This is a genomic window from Nocardioides sp. Z43_10, assembly GCF_059766615.1.
The window spans coordinates 187,660-212,629 of the sequence record NZ_JCBAJY010000005.1 but is presented as its reverse complement, the minus strand read 5'-3'; the positions used below and the strand labels follow the sequence as shown (position 1 = coordinate 212,629).

Below are 24,970 nucleotides of genomic sequence, written 5' to 3'. Positions count from 1 at the left end.
ACGGCTGCGGCACACTGACCCTCATGGACGTGACCGAGATCCTGCTCCCGGGTGTGGGGGTCGTCTACGAGTTCGAGACGCGGAAAGGCGTGCGGACCGGCGTGGTGGCGCGCCGCGACGGGTCCTTCGACCTACTGCGCTACGAGCGGCGCGACCCCGACGCCGCCGAGACGCTCCTCTCGCTCTCGCGTGACGAGGCCGAGACGCTGGCCGGGTTGCTGGGCGCGCCCAGGATCGTGGAGAAGTACGCGGACCTGACCCGCGAGATCCCGGGCCTGATCTCCGACACCGTCGACCTTCCGCCCGGCTCGCCGTACGACGGCGCCTCGCTGGGCGCGACCCGGTGTCGCACGCTGACCGGTGCCTCGATCGTGGCGGTCGTGCGCGGCGAGCGGGTGATCACCTCCCCGGGACCGGGGGAGAGGCTGCTGGCGGGCGACTCCCTGGTGGTCATCGGCAGCCGCGAGGCCCTCGACGCGGTCCGCCGCATCCTCCTCGGCTAGGCGCCGCCGGCGTGGAGTCGTTCTTCCTCGAGCTCGGGGTCATCCTGCTGATCCTCGGGTTCCTGGGCAACGTCGCGGGGCGCCTGGGTCTCTCGGCGATCCCCTTCTTCCTCGTCGCGGGGCTGATGCTCGGCGAGGGCGGGATCCACAACCTGGGAGCCTCCAGCGAGTTCATCGAGGTCGCCGGCGAGCTGGGCGTGCTGCTCCTGCTGCTGATGCTGGGCCTGCAGTTCTCCGCCGAGGAGTTCGCGGCGTCGATGAAGCGGCACACCCCCTCGGGAGTGGTCGACCTGGTGCTCAACGCCCCGGTGGGGTTCGTGGCGGGGTGGCTGCTGGGCTACGACTGGCAGGCCTGTCTCGCGCTCGGCGGGATCACCTGGATCTCGTCGTCGGGCATCGTGGCCCGCCTGCTGAGCGACCTGAGGCGCACCGGCTTCCGCGAGACCCCGGCGGTGCTGTCGGTGGTGGTGCTCGAGGACATCATGATGGCGGTGTTCCTGCCGCTCCTGGTGGTCGTGCTCTCCGGCGGCTCGATGCTCGCTGCGATGGTCGCGGTCGCGGGCGCGCTCGGCGTCGTGCTGCTGGTGCTCTTCGCCAGTCGGCGCTTCGGCCACCACCTGGGCCGCGTGCTGGGTCACGAGAGCGACGAGCAGGTCCTCTTGCGCGTGCTGGGGCTGATGCTCGTGGTGGCCGGGCTGACCTACCTGGTGGACGCCTCCGCCGCCGTCGGCGCGTTCCTGGTCGGCCTGGCGATCCCGCCGGGGACCGCGGAGCGGGCGCGCGACGTGCTCCGGCCGCTGCGCGACCTGTTCGCCGCCCTGTTCTTCCTCTCCTTCGGGCTGACCACCTCGGTGCAGGAGGTGGTGCCGTTCCTGCCCGCCGCGCTGGCCCTCGCCGTCGTCTGCGCGCTGACCAAGGTGGCCACCGGGATCTACGCCGCACGTCGCGACCACGTAGGGGCGATGGGCCAAGCCCGTGCCGGGACCGCGCTGATCGCCCGCGGCGAGTTCTCGATCGTGATCGCGGAGCTGGCCGTGACCGCCGGCTACACCGAGATCGGCCCGCTCGCCTCCGGCTACGTGGTGATCCTTGCCGTGGCGGGCCCGCTGCTGGCCAGGTACGCCGACCAGCTCACCGCCTCCTCCCGGGCCTGGTTCCAGCCCGCCTGACGCGACCCGTCATTGCCTCGACCATTTGTGCGGCGTGTCGCGGCGCGAGTGACGGGTCGCGGGGGCGGGTGGGAGGGGGGCGCGCGGAGGGGGCAGCGCGCCGAGGGGGCGGCGCACCGAGGGGCGGCGCCGCGCCGAGGGGGCGGCGCGCCGAGGGTTCCGCGGGCATGAGCGGCAACTCTCGGCGTACTTCCCACACGAAACCCGCACTTCCCACGCGTTGCAACGCCTGGGAAGTGCGGGTTTCACGAGTTAACTCGTGAAAGCAGGTGCTGCTGGGACAAACTCAGCCCCGCGCCTCCAGCGCCTCGGTGAGCAGGGCGACCAGGGCCTCGAGCTGGACGTCGGCGGAGGAGGGGAGCTCCTCGTCGGAGCCCTCGAGGGCGCGGGCGGCGAGGCCGGCCTTGCTGTCGATGAGCTCGGCGATCTTGGTGTCGATCGTCTGGGCGGCGATGATCCGCCAGGCGGTGACCGGCTCCTCCTGGCCGATGCGGTGGATCCGGTCGATGGCCTGGGTCTGCTCGGCGTCGGTCCAGGAGAGCTCGGCGAGGACCATGTTCGAGGCGACCTGGAGGTTGAGGCCGACACCGGCCGCGGCCAGCGAGCAGACCACGATGGCGACCTCGGGGTCGTTGACGAAGGCGTCGATGTTGCGCTGGCGCCGCGCCGTGGTCTGGTCGCCGCGGATCGAGGAGTACTTGATCCCGCGCCGGGCGAAGGTCTCCTCGGCCTGGTCCATCACGTCCACGTGCTTGGCGAAGAAGACGACCTTGCCGACCGAGCGGGCGAGCTGGGCGGCGTAGTCGGCGGCCAGCCCGGCCTTGGCCTGCCCGATCCGGCGCATCATCGAGAAGACGTTCTCGTCGCTCGGCGTGCTGGCGGTGTCCTCGCGCTCCCAGGTCGCGACGCGACGCACCAGCTCGTGGTCGATGCCGTCCACCACGACCTTCGAGGTACGACGCTCGAGGGCGCCGTCGTAGCGCTCGACCAGCCGGCGGGCCAGCTCGCGCTCGGCCTGACGGATCGAGCGGCCGACCTCGTCGTCGAGCTCCACGGGGAGGTCGGCGACCCGGCGGGCCGGGATGTCGGCGGCGACATCGATCTTGCGGCGTCGCACGATGCCCATGTCGACCACGCTGTTGCGCGCCGCCGCGTAGAAGCCGGGGTCGGCCGGGGTGAGCCCGGCCTCCTCGAGCTTGTCCATCAGCTCGGGCAGCGGCGCCTTGTCGTCGATCCAGCCGAGGAACTGCCAGATCGCCCGGAAGTCCTCGATGTCGTTGATCAGCGGGGTGCCGGTCAGCGCCATCAGCAGCGGACGGGCGATCCGGCGCCGGATCCGCTCGGAGAGTTGCAGCACGTGCTGGGAGCGCTGGGAGCTCTTGTTCTTGATGAAGTGGGCCTCGTCCACGACCATCCCGCGGAAGCCCAGGTCGCCGAGCCAGCCGACGTGGCGGTCGAGGACCTCGTAGTTCACGATCACGATGTCGGCGAAGCCGTCGATGCTCTCGCCGTCGCCGTGGATCACCGTGGCGGGCCGGTTCGGCGTCCACAGGCCCGCCTCGCGCGCCCAGTTGGTCTTGACCACGTTGGGCACGACGACGAGCAGCGGGTAGGCCTCGGCGGCCTGCGCGGCGAGCAGCGCCTGGGCGGTCTTGCCCAGGCCGGGCTCGTCGGCCAGCAGGAAGGTCCGGTGCCCGGCCGCGGCCGCGGCCACCACCTGGGCCTGGTGCGGCATCAGCTCGAGGTCGCCGGGCAGCTTCACGGCGGACGGCTCGGGCAGCGGCATGCAGGCGCGCGCCCGGCCACCGCCGTACTCGAAGGAGCGGAAGAGCGGGCCGAGCAGCTCCCAGTCGGCCAGCAGCCGCTGGCTCTTGGGCCGCGGCGGCGCCGCGGAGAAGTCGGGGACCAGGAACGGGTTGGCGAGTTGGCGCGCGATCACCGACTGCGGCACCACCTGGCGCTCGGGTCGGCCACCGGTCGTGGCGGCAGCGGGCGGCGCCTCCTCGACCGGCACCTCGAGGCCGGCCGCCTCCAGCATCTCCCGCTTGAGGGCCTTCGCGGAGTCCGAGACCACGGCCTTCTCGTCGAGCAGGGTCAGCAGGGAGGTGTCGCGTACGGCGGTCGTCGCCAGGATCGTGGCGATCCCGTCGAGCCGCTTGAGCTGCTCCCCGCGCTGCGCCTCGCTGGCGGTCGCGTCGCTCTTGATGCGCTCGCGCTCCTGGCGCACCAGCAGCGCCACCACCTGGAACTTCGTGCGGGTCGAGGGCATCACCGCCCCACGGGACACCGCCGCCTCGATCTCGCGCACCGCGCGGGCAAGGACCGGGATGACGCCCTCGTTGTCACGCGCGCGCACGCGACGCTGATCGCGCGGGGCGCTACGGCGAGCACCCTGCTGGCGCTGGCCTCGTCGAGCCACAGACTCCTCCTCCGGATACCCGGCACGGGCGCCGCCACGGGGTCTTGCACCCGCTCGCGGCGCACAGCCGGGACGCTGGGACGTCATGCGAGGCAGACCGGGGCCCACTCCGAGACGACACGTGGCCCCACAGATCTGCGAGAGATCGACGAGACGGGCCCGACGGCCCGTCCTCATCAGGGAACCTACGACCACCAGGTGGTGGCCGGATCGCCCCGCGCGGCAACGACCGCGCGATGGCAACATCCATGTTAGCCCCAGGTGCCAGCGGACCGGGAGGCGACACTCGCGCGAGCCTCACCGAACGGCGACGTCCCCCGCCGCGAGAGCCGGACCGGAAGGTCGGGCCCTGGTGACGAGGGACGTCGGGTGATGCTGTGGGGAGGTGGCCGAGCGGTGGCTCAGCCCTGGAGTCCGAGAGCGAACTCCACGTGGCCCTCCTGGTCGACGCGCGCGTCGAGCACCTTGTCGTCGAGCTGCTCGGCGGCCGGGGCGTCGAGATAGACGTGTGCGCCGCCCGCCTCCACGATCTGGTCGCCGGGCTCGGGCTGCGGCGCCGCCGTCACCGCGAACGACGGCTCGGGAGAGTCCTCGCTGGTGATCCGCAGGCCGGCAGTGTCGGAGAGACCCTGCTGGGAGGTGATGTCCTTGACGATCGTGCTGGCGTTCTCGGTGAGGGTGAGCATGCTCGACCTTCCGATTGCGTACAGAGACAGCCACCACCCTTGCTCGGGCGATGCCCCCGGACAAGCCGGGCCCGATCCCGGGCGTGTCCGCGGGCGCGCCGACTCTGGCAGGGTGTGGCCCATGAGCGAGGACACCCGGCGCAGCATCGACCTGACCCGCACCGGCGAGGGTCGCTACCGCGCCACCAACGTCCGGGGCGGGGTCCTGGACTTCGGCTCCGGCGACGACGCCGACTTCACGCCGGTCGAGCTGCTGCTGGTCGCCCTGGCCGGGTGCAGCGCGATCAACGTGGACCTCATCACCGGGCGCCGCGCGCAGGCGCTGTCCTTCGACGTGCGTGCCGAGGGCGACAAGATCCGCGACGAGCTCGGCAACCGGCTGAGCGACCTGCGGGTGAGCTTCGACGTGGTCTTCCCCGACGACGAGGCCGGGGATCGGGCGCGCGCGATGCTGCCCCGGGCGATCGAGCAGACCCGGGAGCGGCTGTGCACCGTCAGCCGCACCGTCGAGGTCGGCACCCCGGTGCTGTGCGAGTCAGGCACGTCGGGGGCAGCGCAGCCGGGCCAGGACCCCGCCTGATGGCGAACCGTGGGCCTCGCCCGCCGCGGTGGACGACGGCGCGGATGCCCTCCCAGCACGGGCGTCGCTTCCTGATCACCGGCGCCACCGGCGCGCTCGGGCTGGAGTGCACCCGGCGGCTGGCCGAGGCGGGAGCCCAGGTCACGATGGCGGTGCGCTCACCGGACAAGGCCCGTGACCTGATCCGCGGCGTCAAGGGCGACCTCGAGCTCCGCCAGCTCGACGTCGCCGACCTGGACGCCGTACGCGAGTTCGCCGCCGGCACCGGGCCGGTCGACGTGCTGATCAACAACGCCGGGGTGATGGGGCTGCCGCTGACCCGCACCGGCGACGGGCTCGAGCTCCAGCTGGCGACCAACCACCTGGGTCACTTCCTGCTGACCAACCTGCTGCTGCCGCGGGTGACGGACCGGGTGGTGGCGATCGCGTCGGCGGCACACCGCTCCGGCCACCTCGACGCCGCGGACCTGAACTGGGAGCGGCGTCCCTACCACCGCTACGGCGCCTACGCGCAGTCCAAGCTGTGCAACCTGCTGTTCATCGCCGAGCTGCAGCGCCGGCTGACCGCCGCCGGGTCCACCCTGCGCGCGGTCGCTGCCCACCCCGGCTACAGCGCCACCGGCATCCAGGGGCACACCGGCTCACGCGCCTTCACCGCGCTCGCCCAGGTCGGCAACCGCCTGGTCGGGATGCCGCCCGAGCGGGGCGCTCTGTCCCCGCTGTTCGCGGCCACCATGGACGTGCCGGGCAACAGCTACGTCGGTCCGCACCGGGCCGGGGAGCTGTTCGGCTGGCCCACCCAGGTGGGGCGCAGCCGAACGGCCAGCGACCCCGACGTCGCCCGCGAGGTGTGGGCGAGGTCGGAGTCGCTGACCGGGGTCTGCTTCGGGCTGTGAGCCCGCCGCGCGGTGCTACTTGACGCTCACCCCGGTGATCTCGACCGCGGTCTTCGGCGAACCGTCAGGCGTCCCCTCGGCCGTCCCGGCGGCGGCCGCGTCGGCGATCAGCTTGGTGCTCTTGGCGTCCAGGCGACCGAAGACGGTGTAGTCCTTGGCCAGCCCCGAGTTGGAGTCCTCGTAGACGATGAAGAACTGCGAGCCGCCGGAGTCGGGCATCGAGGTCTTGGCCATCGCCAGCGCACCCGCGGAGTAGTCCTCGGTGCCGGACAGCTCGTCGGGGATGGAGTACCCGGGTCCGCCCATGCCCGACGCGGTCGGGTCGCCGCACTGCAGGACGTAGATGCCCGAGGTGACCAGGCGGTGGCACTCGGTGTCGGTGTAGTAACCCTGCTCGGCCAGCGACACGAACGAGTTCACCGTGCACGGGGCGCTCTTCGCGTCCAGGGTGGCCTTGATCTCGCCGAGCCCGGTGCTGATCGTGACCGGCACCTTCCCCTTCACCGTCGGCTCGGCCGGAGGAAGCTCGACCTCCTTGGCGGCGTCACCGGAGGCGACGTACTCGCAGGCTCCGCTCGCCTGCGCGTCACCCTCGCTCGGCGTGGCCGAGGCCGACTCGCTGGGGCTGGCGGACTCGCTCGAGCTGGCCGTGTCGCCGGCCTTGTCGCTGTCGTCGGAGTCGTCGCCGCACGAGGCGAGCAGGGTCATCATCAGGACGGCGGTCGGGACCGCTACAAGTCGTCGGAGCATGCGGCGATGGTAGGCGAGGGCACCTCACGGCCGGCCGGGCGACCTCAGGAGTTGAGGCCGCGACCCGCGACGGCCCAGGTCGTCGGTCCGGTGGCGTCGACCACGTGCAGCCGGTCGGCGAGGTTCACCGCGTTGCAGACGTGGTTGGGGACGAGTTCGACCACGCTGCCCAGCGGCGGCAGGGTGGCACCGGCGAGATCGACGACGGCGTGGTGCTCGGAGAGCAGCACCACCCGGGCATCGGGGTGCGTGAGCATCCGGCCGAACCCGCTGGCGTACGGCGCGCGGTCGGCGCCGAGGGCCTTGCTCCCGGCGTCGACGACCAGCCGGCCGCCCGCGTGGCTGACCACGGTGGTGCGGCAGGTGAGCGCGATGTCGGCGGGGGCCATCGCGCCCAGCTCCCACTGCTGGGCGTCGCCGAACACGTAGACCCCCGGGCGCAGCTCGGTGAGCAGGTCGGTCTCGGCGTGCGCCAGGCTGGGCGTGGAGCCGCCGCTGAGCACCCGTGGCTCGACGCCGGCGGCGCGCAGCGACCGCGCGGCACCGCGCAGGGCCGAAGCCTCGTCGCGCGCGGAGGTGCGCGACGCCCCGGGGGCGTAGCTGTGCCCCGGGAAGGTGAACACCCCGTCGACCTGCAGTCCGGCGCGCCGTGCCGTCTGGGCGACCTCGCCGGCCAGCTCGGGCGACGTGCCGCTGCGCCGGTGCCCACTGTCCACCTCGACCAGCACCCGCAGCGGGGTGCCGCCCAGGTGACGCCCGAGGTTCGCGGCACCCGGCACCGAGTCGACGGCCACGCTGACCCGGGCGCCGTCGAGGAGGTCGCGCAGACGCCGAGCGGCTCGTTCGTCGACCCAGAGCGGGAAGGCGATGAGCACGTCGTCGAACCCGTGGGCGACGAAGAGCTCGGCCTCGCCGAGCGTGGCCACCGTGATGCCCCGAGCCCCGGCCGCGACCTGCAGGCGCGCGATCTCCAGGCACTTGTGGGTCTTCACGTGCGGGCGCAGCGCGACGCCCGCGGCGGCCGCGCGCTGCGCCGTACGCCCGAGGTTGGCGTGCAGCCGGGGCAGGTCGACCGCCAGGTAGGGGGTGGCCGGGCTCACTGCTCCTCGTGGGTCTCGGGATCGCCGCCGAAGAGCCGGCCGTCGGGGCGCCCGAGGCCGGTGATCGCCGCGACCTCCTCGTCGGTCAGGGAGAAGCCGAAGACGTCGAGGTTCTCGCGTTGGCGCTGCGGGGTCGCCGACTTCGGGATCGGGGTCGCGCCGAGCTCGACGTGCCAGCGCAGGATGACCTGGGCCGGGGTGACGCCGTACTTGGTGGCCGGGCCGGTCACCTCGGGCTCGGCCAGCGGGGCCTCGCGCTTGCCCAGCGGGCTCCACGACTCGGTGTGGATGCCCAGCCGCTGGTGCTCGTGGCGCATCTGCGGCTGGGGGAACCGGGGGTGCAGCTCGATCTGGTTGACCACCGGCACCACGCCGGTGTCGTCGATGATGCGCTCGAGGTGGACGCCGCTGAAGTTGGAGACGCCGATGGAGCGGACCAGACCCTCCTCGCGCAGCGCGATCAACGCGCGCCAGGCCTCGGGGAAGAGCCCGACGCTGGGGTTGGGCCAGTGGATGAGCTGCAGGTCGATGTAGTCCAGGCCGAGCGCGGCGACCGACTCGCGCACGCTGGCGATCGCGTCGGCGTAGGCGTGGTGGCGCCCGGGCAGCTTGCTGGTGACCTGGATCTGCTCGCGCGGCACGCCGCTGCGGCGGATGCCCTCGCCGACCTCGCGCTCGTTGCCGTAGTTCACGGCCGTGTCGATCAGCCGGTAACCGAGGTCGATCGCGCTGCTGACCGCGGTGACCGCCTCGTCGCCCTTGAGCGGATAGGTGCCGAACCCGATGGCCGGCAGGGTGGTGCCGTCGTTCAGAGAGTAGGAAGGGATCTCGATGTCGGTCGCCATGCGGACAACCTAGCCAGGCGAGGATGATGGACGGGTGCCCGCTTCCCTTATTGCCTCTCCCGAGCTCCGCGCCGACTGCAGCCGCTGCGTGGGCCTGTGCTGCGTGGTGCTGCCCTTCGCGCGCTCGGCCGACTTCGCCTTCGACAAGGCCGCGGGGGAGGCGTGTCGCCATCTCGGCGACGATCACGGGTGCACCATCCACGATCAGCTGCGGCCCCGCGGCTTCGCCGGGTGCACGGTCTTCGACTGCTTCGGGGCGGGGCAGCGGGTGGTCAACGAGACCTGCGCAGGGGCGCCTCGTGAGCAGATGGCCGCTCCGTTCGCGGTGCTGCGCCAGCTGCACGAGGTGCTGTGGCACGTGGAGCAGGGTCTGGACGCCGCCCGCGAGGACGGGCTGCGTGCCGAGCTCGGCGCGGTCCGCGACGCCGTACGACGCGACGCGGCGCTGGGCGCCGACGACCTGGTGCGCGTCGATCCCGGCCGGCACCGGGCGCAGGTCGGCATGCTCCTGGACCGCGCTGCCGGTCAGCTCCGCGGCCGGGTCACCTCGTCGGTGCGCTGGCGCGGTGCCGAGCGGATCGGTGCGGACCTGCGAGGCGTGGACCTGCGTGGAGCGGACCTGCGGGGGACCCGGCTGATCGCGGCGGACCTGCGCGGGGTCGACCTGACGCTGGCCGACCTGCTCGGCGCGGACCTGCGCGACGCCGACCTGCGCGGGGCCAGGCTGGCCCGAGCCCTCTTCCTGTCGCCCAGCCAGGTCAGCGCGGCCCGCGGAGACGCCCGGACCACGCTGCCCGAGGGCTGGGACAGGCCGGGGCACTGGTGAGCGTCAGAGACGGTCACCGGCGGACCGATGGGCGCGAGCACGTTCTCGCACGCTGGAGCTGGGTACCGTCGCGGCCATGAGCGAAGAGAAGTGGGAAGCGATCCAGGTAGTGGTCGACCGGGTGACGTCCTGGCAGGACGGCGCCGAGGAACGTGTCGTGGAGGACGAGCTCCGCAAGGGGTTCGGCGAGGTCGGGGTGAGCGTCGACGACGCCGACGTGAAGAAGCTGGCCGACGCCATCGAGGACAGGCACGGCGCGGTCTCCGCGCAGTCCGTCCTCACCTGAGCGGGGCCGTACGCCGCAACTTCCTCGCGCCGGGGCCCGTCAGCCACTAGGTTGACGGCCCACTGGCTCGAGGGGGAACCGATGACGGCGTACGCGACTTCCAGCGACTCGTTCCTGTCCTACAGCGACGCGCCGGGCGTGGTCACGGCACCGGCCGCGCAGCCCGACGAGCGACTGCGGCTCTCCGACCTGGCCAAGCTGGCCAGACGAACCCGCCATCGGATCGTGCGGACGGCGCGAGCCGGGGACCAGGCGTCCTTCGGGCGTCTGCTGGCCGCGCACCTCGCCCAGGAGCCGGCGACGCTGGACGTGGTGACCGAGGCGTGGCCCGGCTACGAGCACGTCAACGTGCAGGCCGGGCTGGACGCCTGGCTCGCGGGGACCGGGCGCGAGCACCAGTTGGTCGGTGTGCTCAACCACCGTCACCGGGACTTCGACCTGTCCGAGCTGATGAGCTCCACGGGAATGCACGGGCCGATGCCGGGGACGGTCTCCCGGATGAATCTGCCCGCCGGCCCGCAGGGCGAGGTACGGGCCTGCTTGGTGTGCGCGGTCCTCCTGGTCACCGAGGGCGAGGAGCGCGCGGCGATGCTGCTGCGCGCCGGAGACCCCGACATGGGGCGAGGCTCGACCACCCTGGAGGTGGTCGCCTCCTCCGCGGGCTACGCCGCCCGTCTCGCCGCGGAGGTCCGCGACCTGGCGCTGGAGCACAACGTCTACCGCGGCCAGGTGGTCTCGTTCGGCCAGGACATGTTCGGCGAGCGACGGGCGGCGCTGTCGTTCCACAGCCGGGCCTCGATGACCGCCGACGACCTGATCCTGCCGGTCGAGGTGAGCTCGGCGATCACCCGGCAGGTGGTGGGGGTCGCCCGGCAGCGGGACCGGCTGCTCGCGGCGGGTCAGCACCTCAAGCGCGGCCTGCTGCTCTACGGGCCGCCCGGGGTGGGCAAGACCCACACGGTGCGCTACCTGACCAGCCAGCTCAAGGACACCACCATCGTCCAGCTCTCCGGCAGCAGCCTGCACCTGATCGGGGCGGCCTGCTCGGTGGCGCGCTCGCTCCAGCCGGCGATGATCGTGATCGAGGACGTCGACCTGATCGCCGAGGAGCGCGGGATGCATCCGGGGCAGCACCCGCTGCTCTTCGAGCTGCTCAACGAGATGGACGGGCTGGCCGAGGACGCCGACGTGGTGTTCCTGCTGACCACCAACCGGGTCGACGTCCTCGAGCCCGCGCTGGCCCAGCGGCCCGGACGCGTGGACCAGGCGGTGGCGCTGGACCACCCCGACGCCGACGCACGCGGACGGCTCTTCGCCCTCTACCGCGGCGCGCTGGACGTCGATGAGAGCCGGCTGGCCGGTGTGCTGGAGCGCACCACCGGCGTCACCGCGTCGTTCCTCAAGGAGCTCCTGCGGCGCGCGGCGGTGCTCGCGGCGGAGGAAGCTTCGGCGCAGGAGACGGACGACGAGGGGGACCCCGGCCGGCCGTTGCGGGTCAGTGCCGACCAGCTCGACGCGGCCCTGGACGAGTTGATGGACACCCGCAATGCGATGACCCGGGCCCTCCTGGGCGGCCACAACTCCGAGCAGCTCGCCACCCCGTGACCCAGCCGCCCCGCAGCCCCGCCGCCGCAGGGCGACCGACGGGTAACTGGAGATTCCCCGTCACCTGGTGCGTGCGATCCGCCAGTTACCTGCGGGTAGCCGGGCCTCGCCGCCCGTCGGCGTGGCGCTGAGGGCGCCGCGGCCGGTCAGTCCTCGTCGTCGTCGTCGTCGAGGAGGCCCGCGCTCTCGGCCTGGGCCACCAGCCGGCGGACGTTCGAGAGCGACCCGCAGTCGGCGTCGATCAGCCGGTTGCGCTCGGCGCAGAACTTCAGCCCGAGGTCCGCGCGGACGCGGGCGGAGACCTCGTCGCGGGCGGGGTTGAGGATCGTCAGCTCCTCCTCGGCGAGGTGGTGGCTCACCGCCGCGGTGAGCTCCTCCACGGCGTCGTCGAACGCCTGGGTGTCGGTGCCCTTCAGCTCGAGCACGGCGAGCAGCGCCTCGTTCCCCTCGGCGTGCTCCTCCTCGCCGTGCTCGGCCTCGTCGTCGGAGATGGCGTTCTTGCGCTCGAGGGCGGGGTAGACGAACCGCTCCTCGGCCAGGGCGTGTGCCACGTGCAGGGCGGAGAACGCCCGGCGTACGGCGTCACGGTCGGCGCTGCTGTCGCGCAGCTGGCGCAGCATGGTCTCGAAGCGGCGGTGGTCGTCGAGGATGACGTCGATGACGTCACCCTGCGTGGGTCGACCGAGGTCGATGCTGGTGGTCATGGGCTGAGCGTAGCCATGTCTGGCGGACCCGCTGACCGCGCTCCCCACTTTGCCTCGATCGGTGGGCCGGACCGCTCGGGTCGCGCCCCGATGATGCACAGTGGCGGCGTGTCCCTGCCCGCAGACGTGCCGTCGTGGTCCGTGCTCGCCCCGGCCGTCGTGGCGGCGCTTCTGGTCCTGATCCCGAGCGTGTGGCGCCGGACCCGGCACGTGGTGACGATCGCGCACGAGGGCGCCCACGGCGTCGCCGCGCTGCTCAGTGGGCGCCGGCTCGCCGGGATCCGGCTGCACTCCGACACCTCGGGCCTCACGCTGTCCAGCGGGCGCCCCACCGGGCCCGGGATGATCGCCACGGCGGCCGCGGGGTACCCGGGGCCGGCGCTGATCGGGCTGGGCGCCGCGTTCCTGGTGAGCCAGGGCAGACCGCTGGTGGCGCTGTGGACGGCGGTGGTGCTGCTGGGTCTGCTGCTGGTGCAGATCCGCAACTTCCACGGCCTCTACCTCGTCGCGCTGGCAGGGGGCGGTGTCTTCGCGGTGACCTGGTGGGGGAGCGGCCCGCTGCAGGCCTTCGTCGCCGAGGCCGGCGCGTGGTTCCTGCTGCTGGCCGCCCCGCGCGCCGTCGTCGAGCTGCAGCACGTCCGCCGTCGGGGGAGAGGACGTGACTCCGACGCCGACGTGCTGGCGCGGCTGACACGGATCCCCGGCGTGCTCTGGGTCGGGCTCTTCCTGGCCGTGACGCTCGCGGGGCTGGTGGTCGGGGGAGCGTGGCTGCTGAAGGCCTGGTGACCGCGCTCAGCCGACCCGGTCCAGGAAGGTGAACACCCGGTCGAACAGCAGCGCCGCCGCCTGCTCGTCGTACGACGGGAGGCCGGGGTCGCTGAACAGGTGCTGGTCCCCGGGGTAGAGGTGCAGCGTGACCGCCGGGTCCAGGGCCGTCAGGGCGCGGGCCGCCTGGATGTCGCCGGAATCCACGAATTCGGGGTCGGCGTCCATGGCGTGGATCTCGCCCGGCAGGCCCACCGGCCACGTGCCGAACTCGGTGATCGGAAGGCACGCCTCGAAGAGCAGGGCCCCACGCGCGCCTGGGCGGGTCTGGGCCAGCTGCTGCGCGGAGAGGACACCCAACGAGAAGCCGGCGTACACCAGTGAGGCGGGCAGGTCCTCGGCCGCGGCGCGTGCGCGCTCGGAGATCGTGGAGAAACCCATCTCCCGGGCGTGGCGGACGCCGGCATCGAGGTCGTCGAAGACCTGCCCGTCGAAGAGGTCGGGCGCGTGCACGCGGTGACCGGCGGACCGGAGCCGGTCGGCGACGTCGTGCAGGCCGGGGGTCAGGCCGAGAGCATGGTGGAAGAGCAGTACCTCGGACATCGGCTGGCCTCTCGTCTCTCGATGCCCCCGGCGGGCACCCACCCGAGCATCGTGACCCACACCACCGACACTGCCAACCGTCCACGCTCCGACAACGATTTCTGGCAGCCTCACAACCTATCGAGGGTGGAGCGTGTCCTCACCCATCGTGACCATCAAAGGGATGTGGGACATGAGCAGCGTGGGGGACGTTGCGTTCGAGGACTTCATGCGGGCGCGGTGGGCTGCCCTGTACCGCACGGCCTACCTGCTGACGGGCGAGCGGCACGGCGCCGAGGATCTTCTCCAGGATGCGCTGGCCCGCACCTGCGTGCGCTGGGACGCCATCCGGGACAAGGGGGCGGCGGACGCCTACGTCCGCCAGGCGATGGTGCGGCAGATGACGAGCCACTGGCGGCGGCGCGGGCGGGAACTGCCCACCGAGAACCTTCCGGATCCGGGACACGGCGGAGGTCTCGACGTCCGCGCCGAGTACCTGGACCTGTGGGCGGAGATCCGCCGCCTGCCGCCGCGGATGCGCGCCACCCTGGTGCTGCGCTACGTCGAGGACCTCACCGAGGAGGCGACGGCCCGCGAGCTGGGCTGCTCGGTCGGGACCGTCAAGAGCCAGACGCACCACGCCCTGAGACGGCTGCGCACCGCCCTCCCCGATCTCCCTCCCATCCTTCAGGAGCTGTCATGAGCCGCACCGACGTACGCCAGTCCCTCATCGACGTGGCCGAGGCCGTGGACGTGCCCACGCCGGACTGGGCCGCGTTCCAGGTGCGACTGCGCGAGGAGCGCCGGCGCCGCGCCCGTTCACGGATCGGTGCCGGGCTGGCGGCCGCGGCCGCGGTCGCGGCGGTGATGGGTGGCGCAGCGTCCCTGCTGCCCTCCACCGGCAGCAACCCTGCCCCCGGGCCCGCCAGCGGCGCCGATCCGGTGGTCGCGCCCCCGAGCTCGGTGGTGGGCTTCATCGTCGAGGACGAGCTGGTGGTGGGGACGGCGAACGGCTACCAGGAGACCGGTATCCCGGCGCGGGTCGTGCTGGGGATGTCGGCGGGCGAGCTGGTCGTGGCGGACGGTACCGGAGCGCTCGTCGGCGTTCCTGTCACCGCAGCCGGCCGGGCCGGCACCGCTCGCCGGCTGGTTCGGCAGGTGGTGGACCACGCCTGGCTGGACGCGTCGACCGGGAGCGTGGTGGCACAGGTCGCCTCGGGCACCGTGCTGATCCGTGAGGCTGGGGGTGGCGGCTGGAGTCCGCTCCCCGACCCGGTCGCCGACGTCTACGTCAGCGACGGAGCACGCCGGGTCGAGTCGGATCCGGACGGGCTGACGCTCTTCCACGACGGAGGATCGCGTGCACTGGCCACTCAGGGAGGCATCCTGGGAGCGGACCTCTCCGGAGGCGTGCTGGCGCTCAGCTCCTTCAAGGAGGTGCGCTTCTTCGACGCCTCGACCGGTCGGCGGCTGAGCAGGGTGCCGGGGGAGGGGACCGGCGAGCTGTCGCCGGACGGCGGCACCTGGGTGGGCACCCTCGACGGGGCTCCCGTGCACGTCGACCCCCGGACCGGGGTCGCCCAGGATCTGGACGCGCTGCCGACCGGAGCCGGCGACGTCGGCTGGCTCGATGGCGACTCGCTGGTCAGCGTGGTGCGCGAGGGCGACGCGGCCTCCCTGTGGGAGTGCAGCATCTCCGAGGGCTCCTGCCGGGAGCTGTACCGAGACGGCACCGGGACCCTCAAGTTGCACTCCTGACCCGGCCCGAAGGTTCGGGCAGCGCGTCAGCCGCGCCGGCCGCTGCGCCCGCCCCAGCCCCAGTAGAGCGGCCCGGACGTCCGCGTCACCTGCACCGCCCAGCCCAGCGCGGCGAGCCGCCGTTCGAGGTCTGCCGCCTCGTGGGGGACCTTCACGATCCGGTGGGTGCGCCCGTCGTTCAGCCGGCGGCGGACGGTCGTCGAGGTCTCGCCCTCCACCAGCTCGTCGGGGGAGCGGTGGGCGTCGTCGACGAAGAAGACCCGGCCCCGCGGTTTGAGGCAGTCCGCGACCAGCGCCCAGAAGGACTCGAACCGCTCCAGAGGCACGTGGGAGAGCCAGAAGCCGAAGAAGACCACGTCGTAGCGGCGGTCGGGCTCGAAGCCGAAGAGGTCGGCGCGCGCGAAGCGCACCCGGGGGCTGTCGAGACGATGCGAGGCGATCGCGAGCATCTCCGGCGAGGCATCCACCGCGGTCACCTCGGCGGCGTGGCGCAGCAGCTGTCCGGTCCAGCGTCCCTGTCCGCAGGCCAGCTCCAGGACGGACCCCGCCGGCCGGAACGCGTCCAGTGCCGCGACGGCTGACCCGCCGCCGGCGATGGCGACGTCGTGGTCCTCGTACTCGCCGGCTATCGCCCGGTAATGCGCGACCTGCTCGGCGAGGAGCCCGGCCAGCCCGGACGCCGCATCAGGGCTCAGTGAGGCGGGAGGCTCGTCGGGCGGCATGCGGCTGCTCGCGGATCGAGCTCGGTGTAGTCGGCCATTGGGTACCTTCCCCCGTGATGCGGTGATGACTACCCCCCGTTCAGGGTGTCAAAACCGCGTTCCCGAGCCCGACGTGCCGGGACCTCAGAGCCAGCTGAGTATTGCGGGCCACGAGATCGGCGATTAGCGTCATCGAGGGGGAAATCAGCCGGAAGGCCTCGCCATGGCTACTCGGGAAGAGCGCCAGCCCCCTGCCCAGCGGGCGGCGAAGAGCTCCTACATCAGTTGGACGTCGATGGCGATCCTCATCGCCACGGCCGTGGCCAGCGTCCGCGGGCTGCCGGCCATGGCCGCCTACGACTGGGCGTCGATCTTCCTCTACGTCCTGCCGGCGCTGCTGTTCATGGTGCCGGTGGCGCTCGTGGCCGCCGAGCTGGCCAGCGGGTGGAAGGGCGGGGTCTTCGTCTGGGTCAAGGAGGCCTACGGCGACCAGATCGGCTTCTTCGCGATCTGGCAGCAGTGGATGCAGAACGTCGCCTGGTACCCCGCTCAGCTGGCCTTCTTCGCCTCCGCCCTGGCCTACGTCTTCGACCCGGGGCTGGCCAACTCGGGGCTCTTCACCGGCCTGGTGATCCTGGTCGTGTACTGGTTCTCCACCCTCATCGCGACCTTCGGCGTCGATGCGTTCGCGAAGGTGGGGACCTGGGGGTTCCTGATCGGCACGATCGTGCCGGCCGCAGCGTTGATCGTCTTCGCCGCCATCTACTGGTCGGACGGCGGCACGTCGCACCTGCAGCCGATCGGGGATGCGGAGTGGTTCCCGAAGTTCACCGGCCTGGCGAGCATCGTGCTCATCGTCAGCAACTTCCTGTCCTACGCGGGCATGGAGATGAACGCGGTGCACGTCACCGAGATGCGCAGGCCCAGCATCGAGTTCCCGAAGGCGATCGTGCTGTCCGTCGTACTGATCCTCTTCGTCTTCATCCTGCCGACGCTCGCCATCTCCGTCGGGGTCCCGGGATCCAGCGTCAACCTGACGCAGGGAGTGCTGCAGGCCTTCGACGTCTTCTTCAACCACCTCGGGATGTCCTGGGGGACCACGGTGATGGCCTTGCTTATCGTCATCGGGATCCTCGCCTCGGTGGTCACCTGGATCCCCGGCCCGAGCCGCGGCCTGCTGCTGGTCGGCAAGGAGGGGTACCTCCCGCCGCGCCTGCAGGGCACCAACAGCCGCGGCATGCAGGTCCCGATCATGATGGTCCAGGGACTGATCGTCACCGCGCTGGCCATCCTGTTCGCGGTGCTGCCGTCGGTGCAGTCGGTGTTCTGGATCCTCACCGCGATGGCCGTGCAGCTCTACCTGCTGATGTACATGGTGATGTTCCTGGCGGCCATGCGGCTGCGCCGCACCCATCCCGACGTGCCGCGCGGGTTCCGTACGCCGGCGATGCCCGTGGTCGGCTCGCTCGGGTTCGTGGCGAGCGCGGCCGCCTTCCTTCTCGGCTTCGTCGAGCCGTCGGGCAACGCGGACGCGACGCCGCAGGGCGTCTACATCCTGATTCTCGTGGCGGGCATCGTCCTTCTCGGCGTCTGGCCCTTCGTGCTCTACAGGCTGCGGAAGCCGCAGTGGAAGATCGCGGCCTCCCCGGACCACACCCATTCCGACGCACCGGTTCAGGAGGCGTGAGTCCGATGATCACGACGCGACCACGAGCAGCCCGTCCCGTCACGCACCGAGCAGCCGCTCTTGCCGTCGCCGTGGGCCTCGCACTCTCGGCGTGCACCGCGGCCGGCAGGGGAGAGGATTCCGGCAGCAACCAGGCCGTGCAGCTGGCCGAGGTGCTCAACCAGAACCTCGTCGCGGCCGGCCTGCCCGAGATCGACATGGACACGGCGACCACCCTGTACGGCACCGACGGCGGGGTGAGCTGCGAGAACGTCGACGAGCTCCAGCACCGGCTGGCGCTGTCCCAGTTCGGCAACAACTCGAACAACCTGCGCCGAGTGGTGCTCGACCCGAGCGTCGTGGCCTACGACATGGCCGTGGTCGAGACCTACTGCCCAGACAAGACCAAGGCGCTGCAGGACGTGATCGACAAGCTCGACACCGAGGAGACCGTCCCCACGCCGTAGGCGCGCTCGACCAAGGAAGAAGCCGCACCCAACGAACACCCCGACGCGCGACCATGCGCTGACCTGAGGAGCGAATCTGATGTTGCACAAGAAGCACTCGGTCCGAGACGCCCTCGAGGACGACGTCTTCGCCTCGACCGACCTGTCGGTCGCGATGCCGAAGTACCGGTTCCCGAAGGACGAGCACGTCGCCCGGCACGTCTTCCAGGTGGTGCACGACGAGCTGATGCTCGACGGGAACTCGCGTCAGAACCTGGCGACGTTCTGCCAGACGTGGGTCGAGCCCGAGGTAGACGAGCTGATGACGCTGTCGGTCGACAAGAACATGATCGACAAGGACGAGTACCCGCAGACCGCGGAGCTCGAGGCACGGTGCGTGCACATGCTCGCCGACCTGTGGAACAGCCCGGACTCGGACAACACGATGGGCACCTCGACCACCGGGTCGAGCGAGGCCGCCATGCTCGGGGGGATGGCGCTACTGCGGAAGTGGCGGGACCGTCGTCGCGCCGAGGGCAAGCCGTCCGACAGGCCCAACCTGGTCACCGGTCCGGTGCAGATCTGCTGGCACAAGTTCGCCCGCTACTGGGACGTCGAGCTCCGCGAGATCCCGATGGAGGGTGACCGCCTGCTGATGACGCCCGAGGAGGCGGTCAAGCGGGTCGACGAGAACACGATCGGGGTCGTCCCCACCCTGGGCGTCACGTTCACCTGCCAGTACGAGCCCGTGGCGGACGTGGCGGCAGCCCTCGACAAGCTCCAGGCCGACACGGGCCTCGACATCCCGATTCATGTCGACGCCGCCAGCGGAGGATTCCTTGCGCCCTTCGTCGAGCCCGACCTCGTCTGGGACTTCCGCTTGCCGCGCGTGAAGTCGATCAACGCGTCCGGACACAAGTTCGGCCTGGCACCCCTCGGGGTCGGCTGGGTGGTGTGGCGCGACGCCGAGGAACTGCCTGACGAGCTGGTCTTCCACGTCAACTACCTCGGTGGCGACATGGCCGTGTTCGCGCTCAACTTCTCGCGGCCCGGTGGCCAGATCGTCGCGCAGTACTACAACTTCCTCCGGCTGGGACGGGAGGGATATCGCAAGATCCACGAGGCCGGCTACGCCACGGCGCGCTACCTCGCCGACGAGATCGCCCAGATGGGCCCGTTCGAGATGATCTACGACGGTCGCGGCGGCATCCCGGGGCTGACCTGGAAGCTCAAGGAGGGCATGGACCACGGGTGGAACCTCTTCGACCTCGCCGATCGGCTGCGCACCCGAGGCTGGCAGGTGCCTGCCTACACGCTGCCCCCCGACCGCGAGGACCTGGTCATCCAGCGCATCCTGGTCCGTCACGACTTCAGCCACGACCTGGCGTCGCTGCTGCTCGATGACTACCGCCGCGCGATGAAGATCCTCGACAAGCACGGCCCCAAGGAGTCGCTGTCGGCGCAGGAGGGTACTAGCTTCCACCACTGACGCGGCCTCTCGCGCAAGCGCGGCAGGCAGGGGAGGGTGTCCATGGCCGAGCCTGACCCCGAGGCCGCCCAGGGCGAGGAAGGCGACTTCGGTGAGTCGCGGTTGCCGATGGCGGCTGCCGTCGTCGTCGCGATGACCCTGACCGTCCTGCTGCCCGACGACCTGCGGATGGGACAGCGCTGGATGCTGCCTACCGTCGCCGGGCTGCTGCTGGTGGCGCTGCTGGCGGGGGACCCGGGCCGGATCTCGCGGCGGTCCGCGGTGCTGCGCGCGATCTCGGTCGCGCTGATCACGGTGCTCACGCTCGGCGCGGTGTGGTCCACCGTCAAGCTCGTCGTCGACCTGGTCACCGCGGGGCCTGAGACCGACTCGGCCCGAGAGTTGCTGCAGTCCGGCGGGAACGTGTGGCTGGGGACCGCCCTGGCCTGCGCCCTGCTCTATTTCGAGCTCGATAGCGGTGGCGCCGCGGCGCGGGCCGAGCGGTTGCCACGCACGCCCGATCTCGCCTTCCCCCAGCAGCTCAGCCCCGAGGTATGCCCGCCGGGATGGCAACCGCGCTTCGTCGACTACCTCTATCTCGGGCTGACCAATGCCACGGCATTCAGCCCGACCGACGTGATGCCGCTCGTGCCGTGGGCGAAGGCGGTGATGTCGATCCAGGCGGTGGTGTCGCTCGTGATCCTCGGTCTCGTCGTGGCGCGTGCGGTGAACGTGCTGTCGTGACTCGGGCGACTCCGAGGTCGTCGCACAGCCAGGCTCACGGGAGGATGCGGTCCACCAGCTCGTCCACGACGGCGTGCACCGACAGGCCCGTGCCTAGCGGGACGGTGAGGTGGTCGAGCATGAGCCCGTCGATGGCGTAGTGGAGCAGTGCCAGCTCGGTTCGCCCGCCGGGCAGCTGGGCCCGGGTGTTGAACGCGACGTCTTCCTCGAAAGCACGCTGTCGCCAGGCGCCGAGGGCGGCGGCGACGGTCGGGCGGCGCGCTGCCTCCAGCCGGAGCTCGAAGAGTGCCAGTGCCACATGCGGATCAGCGACGAGGCGCCGCACCACGTCGCGCAGGTACTCGGCGAACAGTGCTCGGTCAGGCGATCGGTGTTCGAGGGGAGCGACTGCCTCAGGCGCCGGCGTGAGTCGCTCTTCGATGCGATCGACCAGCGCTGAGATGAGCTCGTCGCGGCTGGGGAAGTAGTTGGAGGCGGTGCCGCGCGGGGTGCCGGCCGCCGCGTCGACCGCGCGATGGGTGAGACCGCGCGCACCCTCTTCCGCGAGGACGCGGATCCCCGCGTCAGCGAGGGCGGAGCGGCGTTCGGTATTGCGGGCCATAGGAGAAGCGTAGCCAAACCACGACGTCTGTTGTACCTTTAATCACGACATCTGTCGTGATTGGAGCGTCTTGCGCAACCTCGTCTACTACGTCGCCGTCAGCATCGACGGATACATCGCGGACCCGCTGGGGGGCGGCTTCGACGCCTTCCTGGTTGAAGGCGACCATGCCTCGGTCGTGTTCGAGGAGTACGTCGACGCGCTGCCCGGGCACGTCCGCCAGGCGCTCGGCATCTCGTCGCCCAATAGCCGGTTTGACACGGTGATCATGGGGTGGAAAACGCTGGCTCCCGCTCTGAACGCCGGTATCGCGAGCCCATATCCACATCTGCGCCAGTTCGTCGCCAGTCGGCGTACCCGTGAGCACGACCAGGCCATCACCCTCATTGAGGATCCACTCGCGACCGTCCGCGCCCTCAAGCAGGAAGGGGGCCTGGACATCTGGCTTTGCGGCGGGGGAGAGCTCGCCGGCACCCTACTTCCAGAGATCGACCGCCTGGTACTGAAACGAAACCCGCTGGTCTTCGGGGCGGGTATCCCGTTGTTCGGCGAGGCGCCGTGGGACCCGCGGCCATTCACTCTGGACAGCACTCGCTCGTTCGCGTCGGGCGTAGTGGTCGAGGACTACGTGCGTGCAGGAGCTTGACTGCCGCCTTTGTGATGAGCAGTCCTCGGATTGCTGTGATGATGAGAGCGTGAGTCGTAAAGAACGGCACTCATTGGCGCATCGCGACGCTGGGCGGCACGCCGTTCCGCCGGAAGAGGCATCAGGCGACTTGCCACCTGCTGGAGCCACCCTGCGCTTCATGGGGGAGCACACCGTCACGGTCCCGTTGTGGGGGGACGGGGGTTGGGGTTTGCTCTTTTCGCTGCCCGAGGAGTTGACGCTCAGGTTGGGTGTCAGTCCTCGCTTGGCGACCGAGGTCGCCGAGTGGGCGGACGCTTGGAACCGCGGGGAACGCGGCAAGGACTTCGATGCGTGGGCGATACGACTGGCCCATCGCCTTGAGGAGGAACTGAGATTCCGCTACTCGATCGTCTATCACCGCTGATTCATAGCTGGCACCATCTCGTACCGCGGCAAAAAGTACTATGCCAGGCTGTCCCAGGCCGCCAAGACGCTCAACTGTGGCGGGTGAGAGCAGAGCAGGGGGTCGCTCCATGAAGGACGACGCAGCACGCTGGCCATGGCGAGCACGGGAAAGACGACGTGCTCGGTCAACGTCGCCGCTTGATCGGGGTTCACGCGAGGTCCAGCTCGTCTACGCCCGCCGCCCGGGTTTGCAGCAGCCGGAGCCACTCGTCGCCGTGGTGTGGACAGAGGATGAGGCAGCTCAAATCGAGACCCAAGTCGTGAGTCGCGAGCCGGGCGCGCGAGTGATGTGGGAGGCCCACCGGGTGGTCGGCGGCCCCACCGAAACTGTGCATGCGGTGCTGCTGACCCCAGACGGCGACGAGGTGAACGAAGCTGCCGATCCGATGGGCATCGCCGTTTACGCAGGCCGTGATGACGCCGATCGCGACATGAGGATGCGCCGCGAAAAGGACGGGATAGACGATTGTATCCTGCGCACATTGCCAGTGGGATGGCGTCGCGACGCGTGGCCGTTTGACGCCGCTAGTTCTTCGCCGACGGGTGTCAACTAGTGCGCCCTGAACGCTCCGCAAGGCCCTGGCCTTGTTACACACTGACCTGCCCCACAGCCTGGTTTCCAGATTCAGTGATGAGCGGGGGAGCGGGGGTCATGACGACGACACCGCCAGGTCCGACAACGTGTTGATCCTCGTGTCGGCGAGCACGTGTGGCGCCACGTCAGACGCGGGATACAACTACGTCACCGTGAACATAGATCCGTTGCCGTCCCCGGCCACGTGGAGTTGCTGGGCCCCAGATCGTGCGATGCTGAGGAAATGAGCGTCGAAGCTGACCCATGGTGGACCGAGCTGGTCAACGTCTTGGGCTCGTTGGGGGTGGTGGAGCAACGCCATCCGTACGGCCTTGTTGTCAACGTTCCTCAGACTGATGGGACTTCGACCGTGATCGAGATCGTCATGACGCCGGATCAGTGGGACAACCTCGTATCAATCCCGTGGGGCGACCTCGAGGCGGCCGTACAACACGTACGAGAACTCGTCTGGATCCAGCCGCCAGACAAGCGATACCTGGTATACGACGACTACGACTTGTCGCCCTGTGACACCCCAATCCTGACTATCCAGGGCCGACGTTGGAACGAGTAGTTGGAAGCCAGCCGCAATGTCGTACTGGGCACATCGCGCTTGGGCCTTACGTGTCGGCGACGGAGGAGCAGCATTGACAGTTACGGCGAAGCAGACGAGTACGGCAACCCGATTGGGGGCAATCCTGGTCGGTACGGATGGCTTGGCACCCATCAACGCTCTACCGATAGCGTCGGGGGTCTTACACTGATGGGCGGTCGGCTTTACAACCCAACCACTGGGCTCTTCCTCTCGCCTGACCCGGTGCAGGACGGCGGCGCCAACCGATACAGTTACCCAACTGACCCCGTCAACCAGATGGATGTCTCAGGCGAAGCCTGGACAATGATCTCTTGGACGACCAAGAATTTTTCGGCTGGCAGCTGCATGAATAGCGGGGCCATGAAACGGATCTTTGGGTGCGCTTGGTCGGGCGCCAAGGGGACCTTATACAACATTAAGTTGTCGGTCTTCGTGACACCGAAGGATCAAGTCAAGTATACGAAGGCCGCGGCCGTCATTGGATTTGTTGCCGGAATCTTGAAGACTATCATTGACAGCAGGGCTGGCCTCCCTGGAAAACATGTGGCGCGAGTGTCAAGCAGGGCACGAGGAGCTGTCAACGGCTTGCTCATCGCAACATGGGGGCTGTGGGTGGCGTTCGCGGACGGCAGAGATATCGAGATATCCGCCTCATGGACGTATAAGAGTTACGCGACGGCCTATGGGCTTGGCATCAGACTCGGCTCGAATACTTCGCATTTCCCATTCGGCTACGAACCCTTCATGTGGATCAAGTATGCTTAAATACAGACGCGTTCTCGCGATCGCCTTCTCTATTCTCGGGGCCGGGTGCGCCGCCATGGCCTTCCTGACGGACCTTCCGGCCGCGGCGTACTGGCTGATCGGGACGGGGCTGCTCCTCACCGCCGCAGCGTTCGCCAGGCCTAGCGACCCGCGCCCTTAAGGCAAGACCCGCCAGATATGCACTCAGGAGCGGGTCATCATTGCATCCGATGAGACTCTCGTGTTTGCGCAAGTTAACGGCGTGTCGGGCGCACTGGGCGACGTGCACGGTTCTACTAGTCTTAGCCCCGCTTCGCTGCGTAGACGGTGCCCCTCAGGTCCCAGATCCGAGTGCGAAGGTCAAGCGACGTTCCAGCCATGTATCGCGGGGGTAGTGGCTGAGGTCGACCGCGGTGACTCATCTGATGCAATGCGCAGACTACCAACTTACATAATGTAAGTTATCGGCGGTTAGTCCTTCCCGCCGTTCTGCTAGTCAGAGGCCGGTCACTCGTCGGACTCGCCAACTAGTCGCTGCACGTTTCGGAGCGTTGTCCGCCGCACATCCGCACAGGTCTCGGCCGCTCGCGAGAGCAGAACACGGATGTTGTCGGCGTCCGACACAGCACTTTGAAAACCAGCGACGGTGTTGAAGCGCTCCGCCTCCATGTGCTGGATGAAGAAGCGATGGATAAGCCTGTTGCGCTCACCGATTGCTCGTTGCCACAACTGGATGATCTCGAGGCTGATCGCGCCGTGTTCCTTCCGCAGGTCAACGAGTAGTTGACCCGCCGGGAGCCGGTGCAGCCGGCTCAGGTTCGTCTCCAACGCCACCCGTCCGACGCAAAAGCTCGACCAGCTGAA

The 24,970-nt window shown here is 70.1% G+C and carries 29 protein-coding genes; 19 read left to right on the top strand and 10 right to left on the bottom strand.

Annotation, left to right across the window (positions count from 1 at the left end; translation table 11 throughout):
• Window positions 1–23: 23 nt before the first annotated feature.
• Together AC6EI4_RS11340 and AC6EI4_RS11335 are read left to right on the top strand one after the other, a co-directional pair.
• Window positions 24–503: a cation:proton antiporter regulatory subunit gene (locus AC6EI4_RS11340; RefSeq protein ID WP_498451499.1), complete on the top strand. Its 480-nt coding sequence runs from the start codon at window positions 24–26 to the stop codon at window positions 501–503.
• An 11-nt stretch (window positions 504–514) separates the two neighbouring features.
• Window positions 515–1,672, top strand: coding sequence for a cation:proton antiporter (locus AC6EI4_RS11335; protein ID WP_498425014.1), 1,158 nt, complete (start codon window positions 515–517; stop codon window positions 1,670–1,672).
• Window positions 1,673–1,958: 286 nt separating this feature from the next.
• On the opposite strand, the gene AC6EI4_RS11330 is transcribed toward AC6EI4_RS11335, so the two are convergent.
• Both AC6EI4_RS11330 and AC6EI4_RS11325 read right to left on the bottom strand, forming a co-directional pair.
• Complete coding sequence (locus tag AC6EI4_RS11330; protein ID WP_498425015.1) at window positions 1,959–4,028, bottom strand: DEAD/DEAH box helicase; 2,070 nt, start codon at window positions 4,026–4,028, stop codon at window positions 1,959–1,961.
• A 464-nt stretch (window positions 4,029–4,492) separates the two neighbouring features.
• A complete protein-coding gene (locus tag AC6EI4_RS11325) occupies window positions 4,493–4,777 on the bottom strand; it encodes a Fe-S cluster assembly protein HesB (RefSeq protein ID WP_498425016.1) in 285 nt (94 codons plus the stop codon).
• A 121-nt stretch (window positions 4,778–4,898) separates the two neighbouring features.
• Here AC6EI4_RS11325 and AC6EI4_RS11320 point away from each other — a divergent pair, with 121 nt between their 5' ends.
• Both AC6EI4_RS11320 and AC6EI4_RS11315 read left to right on the top strand, forming a co-directional pair.
• On the top strand, window positions 4,899–5,357 hold the full coding sequence (locus tag AC6EI4_RS11320) for an OsmC family protein (RefSeq protein ID WP_498425017.1): 459 nt from the start codon (window positions 4,899–4,901) through the stop codon (window positions 5,355–5,357).
• Between the two features lie 44 nt (window positions 5,358–5,401).
• Window positions 5,402–6,253 carry an SDR family NAD(P)-dependent oxidoreductase gene (locus AC6EI4_RS11315; protein WP_498451498.1) on the top strand — a complete coding sequence of 284 codons (852 nt, stop codon included), beginning with the start codon at window positions 5,402–5,404 and terminating at the stop codon, window positions 6,251–6,253.
• A 15-nt stretch (window positions 6,254–6,268) separates the two neighbouring features.
• On the opposite strand, the gene AC6EI4_RS11310 is transcribed toward AC6EI4_RS11315, so the two are convergent.
• From AC6EI4_RS11310 to AC6EI4_RS11300, 3 genes are read right to left on the bottom strand one after another with little or no spacing between them, the layout of a single operon-like run.
• Entirely contained in the window at window positions 6,269–7,003 is a 735-nt protein-coding gene (locus AC6EI4_RS11310) for a peptidylprolyl isomerase (RefSeq protein WP_498451497.1), read from the bottom strand.
• 44 nt (window positions 7,004–7,047) lie between these two features.
• A complete protein-coding gene (locus AC6EI4_RS11305; protein ID WP_498451496.1) occupies window positions 7,048–8,103 on the bottom strand; it encodes an alanine racemase in 1,056 nt (351 codons plus the stop codon).
• The gene (locus AC6EI4_RS11300; protein ID WP_498451495.1) at window positions 8,100–8,948 is read right to left on the bottom strand and encodes an aldo/keto reductase; all 849 of its coding nucleotides are present in this window, start codon (window positions 8,946–8,948) and stop codon (window positions 8,100–8,102) included. The genes AC6EI4_RS11305 and AC6EI4_RS11300 overlap by 4 nt, the downstream gene beginning before the upstream one ends.
• A gap of 34 nt (window positions 8,949–8,982) precedes the next feature.
• Between AC6EI4_RS11300 and AC6EI4_RS11295 the strand changes: the two genes are divergently transcribed.
• The 3 genes from AC6EI4_RS11295 to AC6EI4_RS11285 all read left to right on the top strand — a co-directional run bounded on the left by AC6EI4_RS11295 (window position 8,983) and on the right by AC6EI4_RS11285 (window position 11,665).
• Complete coding sequence (locus tag AC6EI4_RS11295) at window positions 8,983–9,774, top strand: pentapeptide repeat-containing protein (RefSeq protein WP_498451494.1); 792 nt, start codon at window positions 8,983–8,985, stop codon at window positions 9,772–9,774.
• Between the two features lie 76 nt (window positions 9,775–9,850).
• A complete protein-coding gene (locus AC6EI4_RS11290; protein ID WP_498451493.1) occupies window positions 9,851–10,060 on the top strand; it encodes a hypothetical protein in 210 nt (69 codons plus the stop codon).
• Between the two features lie 81 nt (window positions 10,061–10,141).
• Window positions 10,142–11,665 carry an AAA family ATPase gene (locus tag AC6EI4_RS11285; RefSeq protein ID WP_498451492.1) on the top strand — a complete coding sequence of 508 codons (1,524 nt, stop codon included), beginning with the start codon at window positions 10,142–10,144 and terminating at the stop codon, window positions 11,663–11,665.
• A 146-nt stretch (window positions 11,666–11,811) separates the two neighbouring features.
• Here the strand turns inward: AC6EI4_RS11285 and AC6EI4_RS11280 are convergent, their stop codons facing one another.
• Window positions 11,812–12,369: a hemerythrin domain-containing protein gene (locus tag AC6EI4_RS11280; protein ID WP_498451491.1), complete on the bottom strand. Its 558-nt coding sequence runs from the start codon at window positions 12,367–12,369 to the stop codon at window positions 11,812–11,814.
• A 108-nt stretch (window positions 12,370–12,477) separates the two neighbouring features.
• Here AC6EI4_RS11280 and AC6EI4_RS11275 point away from each other — a divergent pair, with 108 nt between their 5' ends.
• Window positions 12,478–13,155 (top strand): M50 family metallopeptidase, encoded by a 678-nt coding sequence (locus tag AC6EI4_RS11275; protein WP_498451490.1) that lies wholly within the window; start codon window positions 12,478–12,480, stop codon window positions 13,153–13,155.
• Between the two features lie 6 nt (window positions 13,156–13,161).
• Here the strand turns inward: AC6EI4_RS11275 and AC6EI4_RS11270 are convergent, their stop codons facing one another.
• Window positions 13,162–13,737, bottom strand: a complete 576-nt coding sequence (locus AC6EI4_RS11270; protein ID WP_498425027.1) for a dienelactone hydrolase family protein — start codon at window positions 13,735–13,737, stop codon at window positions 13,162–13,164.
• 172 nt (window positions 13,738–13,909) lie between these two features.
• Here AC6EI4_RS11270 and AC6EI4_RS11265 point away from each other — a divergent pair, with 172 nt between their 5' ends.
• Together AC6EI4_RS11265 and AC6EI4_RS11260 are read left to right on the top strand one after the other, a co-directional pair.
• Window positions 13,910–14,419, top strand: a complete 510-nt coding sequence (locus AC6EI4_RS11265; RefSeq protein ID WP_498425028.1) for a SigE family RNA polymerase sigma factor — start codon at window positions 13,910–13,912, stop codon at window positions 14,417–14,419.
• Window positions 14,416–15,474: a hypothetical protein gene (locus AC6EI4_RS11260; protein WP_498451489.1), complete on the top strand. Its 1,059-nt coding sequence runs from the start codon at window positions 14,416–14,418 to the stop codon at window positions 15,472–15,474. Before AC6EI4_RS11265 ends, AC6EI4_RS11260 begins: the two co-directional genes overlap by 4 nt.
• A gap of 26 nt (window positions 15,475–15,500) precedes the next feature.
• Here the strand turns inward: AC6EI4_RS11260 and AC6EI4_RS11255 are convergent, their stop codons facing one another.
• A complete protein-coding gene (locus AC6EI4_RS11255) occupies window positions 15,501–16,196 on the bottom strand; it encodes a class I SAM-dependent methyltransferase (RefSeq protein WP_498451488.1) in 696 nt (231 codons plus the stop codon).
• Window positions 16,197–16,398: 202 nt separating this feature from the next.
• Between AC6EI4_RS11255 and gadC the strand changes: the two genes are divergently transcribed.
• From gadC to AC6EI4_RS11235, 4 genes are all read left to right on the top strand, one after another.
• A complete protein-coding gene (gene gadC / locus AC6EI4_RS11250; protein ID WP_498425031.1) occupies window positions 16,399–17,862 on the top strand; it encodes a glutamate/gamma-aminobutyrate antiporter GadC in 1,464 nt (487 codons plus the stop codon).
• Window positions 17,863–17,933: 71 nt separating this feature from the next.
• A complete protein-coding gene (locus AC6EI4_RS11245; protein ID WP_498425032.1) occupies window positions 17,934–18,308 on the top strand; it encodes a hypothetical protein in 375 nt (124 codons plus the stop codon).
• Between the two features lie 79 nt (window positions 18,309–18,387).
• Complete coding sequence (gene gad, locus AC6EI4_RS11240; RefSeq protein ID WP_498451487.1) at window positions 18,388–19,776, top strand: glutamate decarboxylase; 1,389 nt, start codon at window positions 18,388–18,390, stop codon at window positions 19,774–19,776.
• Window positions 19,777–19,818: 42 nt separating this feature from the next.
• On the top strand, window positions 19,819–20,499 hold the full coding sequence (locus AC6EI4_RS11235) for a hypothetical protein (RefSeq protein WP_498451486.1): 681 nt from the start codon (window positions 19,819–19,821) through the stop codon (window positions 20,497–20,499).
• Window positions 20,500–20,533: 34 nt separating this feature from the next.
• Here the strand turns inward: AC6EI4_RS11235 and AC6EI4_RS11230 are convergent, their stop codons facing one another.
• The gene (locus tag AC6EI4_RS11230) at window positions 20,534–21,100 is read right to left on the bottom strand and encodes a TetR/AcrR family transcriptional regulator (protein ID WP_498451485.1); all 567 of its coding nucleotides are present in this window, start codon (window positions 21,098–21,100) and stop codon (window positions 20,534–20,536) included.
• 70 nt (window positions 21,101–21,170) lie between these two features.
• Between AC6EI4_RS11230 and AC6EI4_RS11225 the strand changes: the two genes are divergently transcribed.
• From AC6EI4_RS11225 to AC6EI4_RS11205, 5 genes are all read left to right on the top strand, one after another.
• On the top strand, window positions 21,171–21,746 hold the full coding sequence (locus tag AC6EI4_RS11225) for a dihydrofolate reductase family protein (protein WP_498451484.1): 576 nt from the start codon (window positions 21,171–21,173) through the stop codon (window positions 21,744–21,746).
• Complete coding sequence (locus AC6EI4_RS11220) at window positions 21,733–22,152, top strand: hypothetical protein (RefSeq protein WP_498451483.1); 420 nt, start codon at window positions 21,733–21,735, stop codon at window positions 22,150–22,152. The genes AC6EI4_RS11225 and AC6EI4_RS11220 overlap by 14 nt, the downstream gene beginning before the upstream one ends.
• A 109-nt stretch (window positions 22,153–22,261) precedes the next feature.
• On the top strand, window positions 22,262–22,747 hold the full coding sequence (locus AC6EI4_RS11215; protein WP_498451482.1) for a hypothetical protein: 486 nt from the start codon (window positions 22,262–22,264) through the stop codon (window positions 22,745–22,747).
• A 264-nt stretch (window positions 22,748–23,011) separates the two neighbouring features.
• Window positions 23,012–23,341, top strand: coding sequence for a hypothetical protein (locus AC6EI4_RS11210; protein WP_498451481.1), 330 nt, complete (start codon window positions 23,012–23,014; stop codon window positions 23,339–23,341).
• The gene (locus tag AC6EI4_RS11205) at window positions 23,342–24,127 is read left to right on the top strand and encodes an RHS repeat-associated core domain-containing protein (protein WP_498451480.1); all 786 of its coding nucleotides are present in this window, start codon (window positions 23,342–23,344) and stop codon (window positions 24,125–24,127) included.
• Between the two features lie 486 nt (window positions 24,128–24,613).
• On the opposite strand, the gene AC6EI4_RS11200 is transcribed toward AC6EI4_RS11205, so the two are convergent.
• A complete protein-coding gene (locus tag AC6EI4_RS11200; RefSeq protein ID WP_498422711.1) occupies window positions 24,614–24,940 on the bottom strand; it encodes a hypothetical protein in 327 nt (108 codons plus the stop codon).
• Window positions 24,941–24,970 lie beyond the last annotated feature (30 nt).

Excerpts from the sequence above, each read along its gene's own strand:
- AC6EI4_RS11320 (WP_498425017.1), top strand. The coding sequence starts at position 4,899 with ATGAGCGAGGACACCCGGCGCAGCATCGACCTGACCCGCACCGGCGAG.
- AC6EI4_RS11285 (WP_498451492.1), top strand. The coding sequence starts at position 10,142 with ATGACGGCGTACGCGACTTCCAGCGACTCGTTCCTGTCCTACAGCGAC.
- gad (WP_498451487.1), top strand. The coding sequence starts at position 18,388 with ATGTTGCACAAGAAGCACTCGGTCCGAGACGCCCTCGAGGACGACGTC.
- AC6EI4_RS11315 (WP_498451498.1), top strand. The coding sequence starts at position 5,402 with ATGCCCTCCCAGCACGGGCGTCGCTTCCTGATCACCGGCGCCACCGGC.
- AC6EI4_RS11340 (WP_498451499.1), top strand. The coding sequence starts at position 24 with ATGGACGTGACCGAGATCCTGCTCCCGGGTGTGGGGGTCGTCTACGAG.
- AC6EI4_RS11260 (WP_498451489.1), top strand. The coding sequence starts at position 14,416 with ATGAGCCGCACCGACGTACGCCAGTCCCTCATCGACGTGGCCGAGGCC.
- AC6EI4_RS11325 (WP_498425016.1), bottom strand. The coding sequence starts at position 4,777 with ATGCTCACCCTCACCGAGAACGCCAGCACGATCGTCAAGGACATCACC.
- AC6EI4_RS11270 (WP_498425027.1), bottom strand. The coding sequence starts at position 13,737 with ATGTCCGAGGTACTGCTCTTCCACCATGCTCTCGGCCTGACCCCCGGC.
- AC6EI4_RS11310 (WP_498451497.1), bottom strand. The coding sequence starts at position 7,003 with ATGCTCCGACGACTTGTAGCGGTCCCGACCGCCGTCCTGATGATGACC.
- AC6EI4_RS11265 (WP_498425028.1), top strand. The coding sequence starts at position 13,910 with ATGAGCAGCGTGGGGGACGTTGCGTTCGAGGACTTCATGCGGGCGCGG.
- AC6EI4_RS11210 (WP_498451481.1), top strand. The coding sequence starts at position 23,012 with ATGAGCGTCGAAGCTGACCCATGGTGGACCGAGCTGGTCAACGTCTTG.
- AC6EI4_RS11300 (WP_498451495.1), bottom strand. The coding sequence starts at position 8,948 with ATGGCGACCGACATCGAGATCCCTTCCTACTCTCTGAACGACGGCACC.
- gadC (WP_498425031.1), top strand. The coding sequence starts at position 16,399 with ATGGCTACTCGGGAAGAGCGCCAGCCCCCTGCCCAGCGGGCGGCGAAG.
- AC6EI4_RS11255 (WP_498451488.1), bottom strand. The coding sequence starts at position 16,196 with ATGCCGCCCGACGAGCCTCCCGCCTCACTGAGCCCTGATGCGGCGTCC.
- AC6EI4_RS11235 (WP_498451486.1), top strand. The coding sequence starts at position 19,819 with ATGGCCGAGCCTGACCCCGAGGCCGCCCAGGGCGAGGAAGGCGACTTC.
- AC6EI4_RS11280 (WP_498451491.1), bottom strand. The coding sequence starts at position 12,369 with ATGACCACCAGCATCGACCTCGGTCGACCCACGCAGGGTGACGTCATC.
- AC6EI4_RS11215 (WP_498451482.1), top strand. The coding sequence starts at position 22,262 with ATGAAGGACGACGCAGCACGCTGGCCATGGCGAGCACGGGAAAGACGA.
- AC6EI4_RS11290 (WP_498451493.1), top strand. The coding sequence starts at position 9,851 with ATGAGCGAAGAGAAGTGGGAAGCGATCCAGGTAGTGGTCGACCGGGTG.
- AC6EI4_RS11230 (WP_498451485.1), bottom strand. The coding sequence starts at position 21,100 with ATGGCCCGCAATACCGAACGCCGCTCCGCCCTCGCTGACGCGGGGATC.